At 34.6% G+C, this 11,612-nt stretch carries 7 protein-coding genes; 6 read left to right on the top strand and 1 reads right to left on the bottom strand.

Going from position 1 to position 11,612, the window contains the following annotated elements:
• Positions 1–69: 69 nt before the first annotated feature.
• The 6 genes from ACH2BV_RS08935 to ACH2BV_RS08960 all read left to right on the top strand — a co-directional run bounded on the left by ACH2BV_RS08935 (position 70) and on the right by ACH2BV_RS08960 (position 10,107).
• Positions 70–1,332, top strand: a complete 1,263-nt coding sequence (locus ACH2BV_RS08935; RefSeq protein WP_395050380.1) for a hypothetical protein — start codon at positions 70–72, stop codon at positions 1,330–1,332.
• 263 nt (positions 1,333–1,595) lie between these two features.
• Positions 1,596–3,869 (top strand): DUF5916 domain-containing protein, encoded by a 2,274-nt coding sequence (locus ACH2BV_RS08940; RefSeq protein ID WP_395050381.1) that lies wholly within the window; start codon positions 1,596–1,598, stop codon positions 3,867–3,869.
• Between the two features lie 28 nt (positions 3,870–3,897).
• Positions 3,898–5,391, top strand: a complete 1,494-nt coding sequence (locus ACH2BV_RS08945; RefSeq protein WP_395050382.1) for a YfcC family protein — start codon at positions 3,898–3,900, stop codon at positions 5,389–5,391.
• Positions 5,392–5,464: 73 nt separating this feature from the next.
• Entirely contained in the window at positions 5,465–6,838 is a 1,374-nt protein-coding gene (locus ACH2BV_RS08950) for an MFS transporter (RefSeq protein WP_395050383.1), read from the top strand.
• Positions 6,839–6,884: 46 nt separating this feature from the next.
• Positions 6,885–8,192, top strand: coding sequence for an APC family permease (locus ACH2BV_RS08955; protein WP_395050384.1), 1,308 nt, complete (start codon positions 6,885–6,887; stop codon positions 8,190–8,192).
• Positions 8,193–8,229: 37 nt separating this feature from the next.
• Positions 8,230–10,107 (top strand): M14 family metallopeptidase, encoded by a 1,878-nt coding sequence (locus tag ACH2BV_RS08960; protein WP_395050385.1) that lies wholly within the window; start codon positions 8,230–8,232, stop codon positions 10,105–10,107.
• Between the two features lie 8 nt (positions 10,108–10,115).
• Here the strand turns inward: ACH2BV_RS08960 and ACH2BV_RS08965 are convergent, their stop codons facing one another.
• Positions 10,116–11,504: a M28 family peptidase gene (locus ACH2BV_RS08965; RefSeq protein WP_395050386.1), complete on the bottom strand. Its 1,389-nt coding sequence runs from the start codon at positions 11,502–11,504 to the stop codon at positions 10,116–10,118.
• Between the last annotated feature and the right edge of the window lie 108 nt (positions 11,505–11,612).

Raw genomic sequence — 11,612 nt, forward strand, 5'->3', positions numbered from 1 at the left:
AACAAAAAAACAATGGAAAGTTAATCACTTACACTCAACACTTATAAAACATAATTAAAAAAAGGCATCATGAAAAACACGACACTTTCTATTATCCTAACTCTCCTTTTTTCAACTCCTATATTTTCGCAAATACAACTCAGCGATGAAACAAAAAAGTATATTGAATATAATGATCCTGTTATTGTTTTAAAAAACGGTTTATTGATTGATGGAAAAGGCGATGCTTCAAAACCCAAACAAACCATTATTATCAAAAACGGCAAAATCGAATGGCTGGGCGATGATGCCAAAGCAAATTTACCCAAAGGTGCAAACATCATTGATTTAAATGGAAAAGCAATTATGCCAGGCTTGGTAATGTTGCATGAACATATGTATATTTCAGCTAGTTCCAAGGAACCCAAATATCCAAATTTAAGACAATTGCCCATGAGTTTTCCAAAGATGTATTTAGCATCAGGTGCAACAACTATTAGAACGTGCGGAAGCATTGAACCTTATTCAGATATTCGAATAAAAAAAGATATTGATTTGGGTTTGCTTCCCGGACCTTCTATCGAATTAACCGCTCCTTATATTGAGGGGAAATCTTCTCGCTTTCCTCAAATGAAAGAAAATAAAACACCAGACGAAGCTGCAGCTTTTGTAAACTATTGGGCAGATCAAGGCTTCACTTCTTTTAAAGCGTATATTGGTGTTGACAAACCTACTTTAAAGGCGGCAATTGATGCAGCACACAAACGAAAGTTAAAAATTACGGGGCATTTAGATATGGTTACTTACCAAGAGGCAGCTGAATTGGGGATTGATAATTTGGAACACGGATTCATGGCCTGCACAGATTTTGTAGCTGATAAAAATGAGAACGAAAAACCAGCAAGTGGAAAAGCCTATCAATCATTAGGTTCTATTGATATCGAAAGTGAAAACACAAAGAATTTTATGAAATTCTTGATTGATAAAAAAGTGGGTATAACTTCTTCATTAGCTGTTTTTGAAGGAAACACTACAACACAACCCAAGCCAAATGAAGATGCACTCAATGCCATGTCGCCAGAGACAAGAGATTATTATTTGAAGAATTTTGCGGCAATAAAATCAGCAAAAACACTCTGGGATTATGATAAAGCTTTCGCAAATAATGCTAAAATGGAAAAAATGTTTTATAAAATGGGAGGCTTGCTAACTGTAGGTACTGACCCAACAGGCAACGGTGGAATATTAGCTGGTTATGGAACTTGGCGCGCCATAGAATTATTGGTTGAAGCTGATGGATTCACACCATTAGAAGCTATAAAAATTGCCACACTTAATGGAGCCAAAGCATAGGTTTTGAACAAACCATTGGAACTATTGAAATTGGTAAATTAGCTGATTTGATGATTATTGATGGCGATCCTTCCAAAAATATTAGTGATATTCGCAAAGTGCAGTTTGTTTTCAAATCTGGTGTGGGTTATAATTCAAAGAAACTATTTGAATCTGTAAAAGGAAAAGTTGGGTTTAATTAAAATCCTATAAAAAATGGCGAATTAGTTATTTGTAACTTAATAACGAAATTGCCAATTAAAATTTATCAATTGTTACAAAGTATGTTAAAAACTACCCGAACGAAAATCTGTTTTATTTTAATGCTTTTGTTTTTTACTATTGTAAAAGCACAGCAACTGCAGCAATACCAACCTATAAGAATTTCAAGCGAAATTACATTAGACGGAAAACTAACCGAAAGTGAATGGCAACTTGCCTTTCCTCTTACTGATTTTATGCAAATAGGTCCAACATCAGGAGCAAACCCAACCGAAAAAACAGAAGCTCGAATGCTGTATGATGATAATTACTTGTATGTGGGAATTCATAGCTTTGATAGCGATCCTCCTAAAATAGTTCGCTTTTTTATGAATAGGGATTTTAGCCTTGGCAATGATGATGGGATTTCTGTGCAACTTGATACTTACAATGACAAAAGTAATGGAGTAATCTTTGTAACAAATACTTTATCCGCACGTTTTGATGCTGAAGTTTCCAGCAACGGAGAAGGTTTTAATGAAAATTACAATACTTTTTGGGATACAAACTCGGTTGTTGATTCTACTGGTTATACCACTGAGTTCAGAATTCCTTTTTCATCATTGCGATTTGAACAAAAAGAAAAAACAGTAATGGGATTTCGCTTTGCAAGAATAATAAAAAGGAAAAACGAATTAATAACCTATCCTCGATGTGATATTACATTAAACAATAAAGTTACCAATGCAAGTCAGGAAGCTGAACTTGTGTTTTCAGATCTAAAAACAAAGAAGCCCATTTATTTTACTCCCTATATTATTGGTGACTTTAGACAAGTAAGTAATCTAAATTCTGCTGGGACAGCTTATGAAACTGCAAATAGCAGTTTTACCAGAAAGTATTATGTCGAAAACGAAACTCTTGACAAAATACTCAGCAATGTAGGGGCAGATTTGAAATATGGAATTACAAAAAATTTTACGCTTAACCTGACATTAAATACTGATTTCGCACAAGCCGAAGCTGATGACCGTGTTATTAATCTTAGCAAATACCCTGTAAACTTGCCTGAGAAAAGAGCTTTTTTTCTTGAATCTCAAAACTATTTAAACTATTCAGTTGGTAATAGCACACAATTATTCAATTCTCGAACCATTGGTTCAGAAAATAATACTATTGTTCCTATTATTGGTGGATTGCGAATCACTGGTAAACAAAACGGCTGGGAGGTAGGTGCATTAAATATGCAAACCACAGATGTCAAATCTGAAAGCATTCTTGCCCAAAATTTTACCGTTGCGCGATTAAGGAAATATTACGGCAGTTTTGGCAGTTATTTTGGAGGAATAGCCACAAATCGAATTTCTACAAGTTCCAATTCCATTTCAAATCAGACATTCGCCATAGATGCTATTCATCATTTTAATGACAAATGGGTTACAGGTTTTGGAACTGGGCTAACTTATGACAGCAATGTAGATCAAAGTCTTGGTAAAAATAGTTTATTCAATTTATTTGCCGGAAAAAATGTGAGCGAAGGCTATTCGTACCGTTTTAATTTCGAAGATGTAGGCACGAATTTTAATCCGGCAATGGGTTTTATTAGCGAAACGGACTATGGGCTTACCTCAATTAACGCTAAAAAAAGGGAAAGAATCACTAAATCGAAATCGCTTAACTTTTGGTACATAGATTCAAATTTTGAATATCGCTGGAAACTTCAATCAAAATTAACTGAAACCAAATTGGCAAATATAGGAGCAGGACTTTCTTGGCAAAAAGGATCTAATCTTGATATAACACTACTTAATTACAAAGAAGATTTCTTATTTTCAAATTGGAAATTAGATGACCACATAACTGTTCCCACGGCTTATTACAATATGAATTCTAACAATATTAATTTTTATTATGATGAATCTAAAAGTTTTACAGCACAGGTTTCAGGAGGCTACGGGGATTTTTATGGTGGAAAAATCTTTTCGTTTACACCGATAGCAAATTACATTTTAAATCGCTACTTCCGTTTGAGCATTAATTACAATTTCTACAATGTAAATTTTCCCAGTAATTATTCAGATAATGGAGATAGTACTTATAGAAGTAATCTGGTTGCGCTAAAATTAAATATGACATTGTCTAATACCCTTTCACTAAATTTACTAGGACAGTATGATGACATCAGTAATTCTTTTGGAAGTAATTTGCGTTTCCGCTACAATCCTCGCGAAGGAACTGATTTGTATATTGTATATAATACGATTCTTAATACAGATCGTTTAAGCTCAACTCCCAATTTACCTTTGATAGATCAACAAACAATTCTAATAAAATATTCGGTTACATTTGGTTTATAATGAGTCACTAAATTTAAAATAATATCGTATGAAAAAAAGAAAATTTCCTTCTGCGCAAACCATTTTATTGGTGATAGCCGCTTTTGTTGCTTTATTAACCTGGGTTATTCCCTCAGGTAAATATGATAGTTTAACCTATAATAAATTAGACAACACCTTCATCATACTGAGCAAAGGAAAAACAAGATTGATTCCTGCCAGTCAAAAATCATTGGACCAACTTAACATTAAAATCCCTCTCGAAAATTTTACAAACGGAGCTATTTACAAACCTATTAGCATTCCTGATACCTATGAGAAAGTAGCTGCCAATCCACAAGGTTTTTTTGAGTTTGTCCAATCTCCCATAAAGGGTATAATTGAAGCATCGGATGTTATCTTTCTAGTTCTTTTCATTGGTGGATTAATAGGCATTATGAATCTTACCGGCGCCTTTGATGCAGGAATTTTATGGATGTCAAGTGTTTTAAAAGGCAGAGAATATATTTTAATAATACTCACTACAACATTAGTCGCTTTAGGTGGAACAACTTTTGGTTTCGCTGAAGAAACATTAGCTTTTATACCCATTTTAATCCCCGTCTTTATTGCTGCAAAGTATGATGCAATGGTAGGAATAGCTTGTGTTTTCTTGGGTTCATCCGTTGGGACTATGTGTTCCACTACTAACCCATTTGCAGCTATCATCGCTTCAGATGCAGCCGGTATTAGTTGGACAACTGGTCTTTATGGCAGAGTGATGATGTTTTGTGTTTGTACCACAATTTCCATTCTTTATATTCTTCGTTATGCAAAACGTGTTAAGAATGACGCTGCAAAATCAATAATTTTTGACCAAAAAGAAGAAATGGAAAATTTATTTGGTGGTGTTTCAGAAACTAAGATTATAAAATTGAATTATAAGCTTAAAATCATAATATTCCTATTTACAGCTAGCTTTATCATAATGGTTATAGGCGTTTCTCTACTTGATTGGTGGTTTACCGAGATGGCTTCCGTCTTTTTAGTTGGTGCTTTACTAATAGGTATTGTTGCCAAAATAAACGAAAGTGACTTTGTAAATGCTTTTTCAAAAGGAGCAGGAGAATTATTGGGTGTTGCCTTCATTATTGGCATTGCCCGAGGTGTCTCTATTCTTATGAAAGATGGATGTATAAGTGATACCGTACTTTATAATACTAGTGCCATAACCGAAGGAATGAATAAAGGAGTGTTTGTAAATGCTATGTTTTTCATTTATAATGGCTTATCATTCTTTATCCCTTCATCCTCTGGAATGGCGGTACTTTCAATGCCAATTATGTCTCCATTGGCTGATACAGTTGGAATTGGCAGGGAAATAATAGTAAATACCTACATGTATGGAATGGGTATATTTGGTTTTATCAATCCAACTGGGTTGATACTAGCAACATTAGGAATCGTAAAAATTGGATTTGATAAATGGTTAAAATTTGTTTGGCCTCTCGTGATAATTCTAACCTTAATTACAATGGTGTTTTTGACTATTTCTGTTTATTGACCTAAACAAAATATTCAATGATTAAAAAGGTAAGACAAAAGTTAATTTGAATAGTTTATAAATTTTACAAATTATGAATAAATTTCAAACCAAAGTAAATCGTTTTCAAACCGATATATTGTCATTAAGAAAAACCAGAAAAGGTGCATTGTCCGAAAGTTCTTTGTTACGATATTTTACCTTTTCTTCACTTTACGCCGCTCAAGGTATTCCAGAAGGTCTCACATTTTTTGCAATTCCTGCCTGGATGGCCATGCAAGGGAAAAGTCCAACTGAAATTCGATCTTTTATAGGCATCATAGGAATTCCATGGAGTTTTAAAATACTTATTGCACCTGTAATGGATCGATATACATTCTTGCCAATGGGAAGAAAAAGACCTTGGATTCTTTTAGGGCAATTTGGACTAGTTATTAGTTTGCTAAGTGCATCACTAATCAATGATCCTTTGAACAATCTTTCCTTGCTTATGGCAGCTGGTTTTTTTATTAGCTTTTTCGGTGCATTTCAAGATGTTGCAGTAGATGGAATGGCCATTGACATTGTACCTATTGATGAACAAGCTAGAGCCAATGGCTTGATGTGGGGCTCAAAAACAATAGGTATTTCCTTCTCTTTAGTAACGTGTACCTGGATTATTAATAATTACGGTTTTCATTATGCAGCAGTTTTTCTTGCACTTATAGTCGCCTGTATTTTTGTAATTCCTTTAATGCTAAGAGAAAACATAGGTGAAAAAATAATGCCTTGGAGCAAAGGAGAAGCTTGTGAAAGATCAAAAGAAATGCAGGTAAATAGTTTAAAAATGATTTTCAAAAACTTAATAAAGGTTTTCTTTTTGCCAACGAGCTTAATAATGGGGATAGCCGTTTTTTTTGTTAATATTGGAAGTGGATTAATGGATTCTTTATTGCCTGTATTTACCATTCAAAAAATTGGATGGACTGATTCCTCTTTTTCACAAGTTATGGCAATTGCAAATGTCACTGCAGGTTTATTGGGCATGTTTATTGGTGGAGCATTGGTTGATTTTTTTGGAAAAATAAGAATGATGTCTATTTATCTCATTCTATTAATTGTTTTAACGGTTGCAATAGTTGTCTTCAAGTTCTATTGGAGTAATCAGTTCTTTATTCCAGGGTTTATATTTTTTTATAATACCTTATACACTTTTCTACAAATTGCCATATTTGCAACCGCCATGGAATTATGTTGGAAAAGAATCTCGGCAACACAATTTACCTTATATATGGCAATCGGTAATTTAGGAAGAGCTGCAGGAGCCGGATATCTTGGTGAAATAAAAACCTCGTTAGTTGAATGGGAGTATGTTATTTTAGTTTATACAGGGTCAGCCATCATTATGCTTATGCTCGTTATTTTCATAAAAACAGAAAAACATCTTTTAAGAGTCAACCAACTCGAAAACAATAATTTAATTCCCTAAAAAATAGTTTCTGCGTAATCATTTTAAAAACTAATTCAAAAAAAGTATGAATCCAATTTCAGAAAAAGAAAATCTAAACCGCGAAATTGGAGTTCGTTCCCTTTCGTTAGCAATTATAAATATCACTATAGGAACCGGAATTTTTGTTATTCCAGCCCTTATTGCCGAAAGCCTTGGAGCTGCAGCTATTTTAGCTTATTTGGTTTGCGGATTTCTTATCTTTTTAATTGCCCTTTGTTTTGCAGAAGTGGGTAGTAAGACTTCGGTAAGCGGCGGATTGTATGAATATATTGAGTCTGCTTTTGGTCCGTATGCTGGATTTATGTCAAGTAATTTATATTGGCTTGGTGCAAGCGTTATCTCTGATGGTGCAGTTGCCAATGCATTAGTTGATACTTTAAAAAGTTTTTTTCCACTTCTTACTAATGAAATTTATAGAGTACTATTTTTCATTCTCATTTTTGGAGGATTGGCATTGCTCAATATTCGAAATGTAAAAAATGGGGTTCGTTTCGTAGAATTTACTGCCTTTGGAAAATTGTTGCCTTTGGTACTATTAGTTCTGGTGGGTTCTTATTTTGTTTCTCCCCAAAATTTGAATTGGACTATTGAGCCTACCGTTAGTTCAATTGGCTCAGCCTCTTTACTTTTATTCTTTGCTTTTATGGGTTTAGAAACTCCGCTATGTAATGGAGGTGAAATCAAAAACCCCAAAAAGACGGTGCCACTTGGATTATTTTTTGGAATTTCAGGGGTTTTAATTTTATATATTGGAATTCAAGTAGTAACCCAAGGTGTTTTAGGTGAGACAATAGCTGAACATAAAGACGCTCCTTTGGCAGCGGTTTCAGCAATTGTTTTTGGAAAAATAGGGGTTACATTAATTGTAATCACTACCGCCATTTCTATGTTGGGTTGTTTGGGAGGCGAACTACTTTCGGTACCGCGGGTATTATTTGCAAGTGCTAGAGACGGACTCTTTCCGAAGTTTCTAGCTCAAATCCATCCTCGTTTTTTAACGCCCCATACTGCTATACTTTTTTATGCCTCATTTGGATTATTGTTTTCCATATTCGGGGGATTCAAACAATTAGCAATACTTGCAAGCGCTTCTTCATTGATTAATTATCTAGCTGTTATGCTGGCAACATTAAAACTGCGAAAAAATGATACTTCAACCTCCGAAAATTCTTTTCGGGTTCCGGGAGGTATTCTAGTTCCAATACTAGCTGCAATAGCTATTGTTTGGTTACTTTCTAATTTGACCAAAGAGGAATTGATAAGCTTTATCGTTTTTATTTCAATTTTTTCCATACTTTTCCTATTTCTAAAAAAGCTCAAGAAAATATCCTAATTCTGAAGAATTCAAAATTCAATAAAAATAAACTTATATGATTTCGAACAACAAATTACAATTTAAAATGGCAGCTCTTTTATTTTTAATTGTATCCTCAACATTTGCTCAATCCATCCTTCCTCCTATTCGAGAATGGCACGGAAAAAGCGAATCTTTAATAGCTAAACCCAATAATCCTTGGATAACCCCAGCAGAAAAATCAGGTTTTAGTACAACACCTAGTTATAGTGAAACCATAAACTGGTTGAAAAAATTAGCTGATGCATCGCCATTACTAAGCATCGTTTCTATTGGGAAAAGTCCAGAAGGAAGAGACATTTTTATGGTTATTGCTTCTTCAGAAAAAACAGTTACTGCATCAGCATTAAAAAAATCAGGAAAACCACTATTACTAGTTCAGGCAGGTATTCATTCGGGAGAAATAGATGGTAAAGATGCCGGGATGATGTTGCTTCGTGATATTGCTTTCGGAAATAAAAAACAGCTATTAGGCAAGGTAAATTTATTATTTATTCCAATTCTGAATGTAGATGGTCATGAACGCAGCTCGTCTTTTAACAGACCCAATCAAAGAGGACCACAAAATATGGGATGGCGAACCAACTCTCAGAATTTAAACCTCAACAGGGATTATGCAAAAATTGACACCAAGGAAATAAGAGCCGTGATTAAAGTGATGAATGAATATGATCCTCTGCTTTATATGGACATTCATGTTACCGATGGAGCCGATTATCAAAACGATATTACTTATGAATTATATGAAAATCAAGGCTATTCGAAATCCATTACCAATTGGCTAACTTCAAAGTTTAAAACCAATGTTGACAAAGATTTAGCATCCAATGGTCATGTTCCGGGAGAACAATTAACTCCGGTAAACGACAGGGATTTTTCACAAGGTAATTTGTTGACAATTGGTGAACCAAGATTTTCAAATGCTTATGGTGACTTAAGGCATATGGCGAGTGTACTCATAGAAACGCATTCCTTAAAACCGTATAAACAAAGAGTCTTAGGAACTTATGTATTGTTGGAAAGTGTCTTAAAAGTATTGGCTTCTGATGGGCAATTACTAAAACAAAATACGCTGTCCGATAGAGCTAACAGAGAATCGAAAATGAATATGAGATGGAAAGTACCACAAATGGCAAATGCGATGTCATTAGACCCACAATTCAATTCGGTAAAGAAAAATAATTTAGCAAAAGCACCCGATAGTTTGAAACTATTAGGAATATCATCAAATATTTTAAAATCATCTCTTACTAATGCCGATTATGTAACCTGGACTGGTGACCCAATCACTATGACGATTGCCAATTTTAAAGGCTCAGAACCTATAGATTTTGTTACTCGTCCAAAAGGATATTATGTTCCACCAACTTGTGATGAAGTTATTGCACGACTAAAATTACACGGCATACAAATGGAAATTCTACAAGAGCCAAAAGAAGTAACCGTAGAAATGTATCGTATTCAAGATGCTAAATTCCAAAATGATGGAGGGAAACTACTTCCGTTTGAAGGCCATATGCAAGTAACAGGAACTCCAGTTCCAGAGACTCGAAAGGAAGTTTTCGCTGCGGGTTCGGTTTACATTTCGACTGACCAGCCTTTGGGCGATTTAACGATGTTGTTACTGGAACCTAAATCGCCTGATTCGTACTTAAGTTGGGGGTTTTTCGACCAAATCTTTCAACGTACAGAATACATAGAGGCCTACGTTATGGAACCTACAATGAAAAAAATGTTGGAAGATTCTCCTGAATTACAAAAAGAATTTGAGCAAAAAAAGGTGCAGGATACTTTGTTTGCTAACGACCCAAATGCAATTTACACTTGGTTTTATTCCAAGACAAAATATTATGACAGTCGCTATTTATTATATCCTATTGGGATTGAACTCTAAGTGTATAATTAATTCAATTCTGTTTTCACAATTCCGTTTTGATCAATTAAATACATCAAAGCAGCCATAGTGGCAGCTCCCAATTCCAGTTCTCTTTTATTGATGGCATCAAATTTGTCATTTGCAGCGTGATGGTAATCAAAATAGCGTTGTGAATCTGGTTTCAAACCTGCCTTTACAACTACTTTAGAAGTTAATGGTTCAATGTCAGATCCACTATGGCCTTTTACAAAACTATGAATTAGATAAGGTTCAAATAGGTTTTTCCAAGAAAGGATTTTAGCAAAATTAGCATCGTCACTTTCTATCGAAAATCCTCTTGGAGAAAAGCCTCCCGAGTCACTTTCCAATGCAAAAATGTGACTTTCATTATTGGTTTTAGCTAATTCTTCGTATTTTTTTCCGCCTCTTCCCCCGTTCTCTTCATTCATAAAAAGAACAACACGCAGCGTATTTTTTGGTTTGTAACCAATATTTTTGAAGATATTCATCACTTCCATACTTTGTACAATTCCGGCTCCATCATCGTGAGAACCATCGGCAAGATCCCAAGAATCAAGGTGACCGCCAACAACCATAATGTTTTCAGGATGCTCACTTCCTTTTATTTCCCCAATGACATTATAGGAAAGCACGTCTTCCATTTGCTGGCAAGATTGTTTCAAGTAGAACTTTAAATTTGGATTATTTTTCAAGGATTTACTCAATAATTCAGCTCCATTTGTGCTGATTGCAGCAGCAGGAATGTATTGCGATTTTGGGATGTCACCATAACTTTGATTGCCTGTATGCGGAAAATCATCTAATCGCAAATTCATCGAACGCACAATTGTTGCCACAGCACCGTACTTTGAAGCTTCTTTCGCTCCCGCAAATCTTTGATCGACACAACTTCCGTAAGACTTGAATGTTTCGATATTTTCTTGTTCCATCGGTCGATTGAAAAACACGATTTTACCTTTTATTTTTTCGCCCAAAGCTTCTAATTCCTTGATACCATTCACTTCGATTACTTCGGCTGTAATTCCGCCTTTTGGTGTGGCAATGGAACTTCCTAATGCACAAACTGGAATGTTAATTTTAGTTTTATTGTCCAAAATATAAGCCGTTTCTTTTTGTCCACGAACCCATTTTGGCACCATCACTTCCTGAAGATACACTCGGTCAAAACCCAAGGTTTCCAATTGTGCTTTTGTATATTGAACTGCTTTTTCGGCATTAGCTGAGCCTGATAATCGAGCTCCAATGGAATTTGAAAGATAGTCTAGCCAAGTATAACATTGAGAATTGGTTAAGGAAGATTTGTATATTTCCTTGAGGATTTGTTCGTCATTAGTTTGGGCAAAAAGTGTAAATCCTGTAAAAAATAAAGTTGTTAAAAAATATAATTTTCTCATTCTATTAGTAAGCTTAATTGTTTTATTCTGATTTTTTTATTTCGGTTCGTGGACCAATTCCGTTATTGTTAAATGCTTCAATTTGGAAAAAATAAGCTTCTGATTTAT

This window comes from Flavobacterium sp. (assembly GCF_043780635.1).
Lineage (GTDB): Bacteria > Bacteroidota > Bacteroidia > Flavobacteriales > Flavobacteriaceae > Flavobacterium.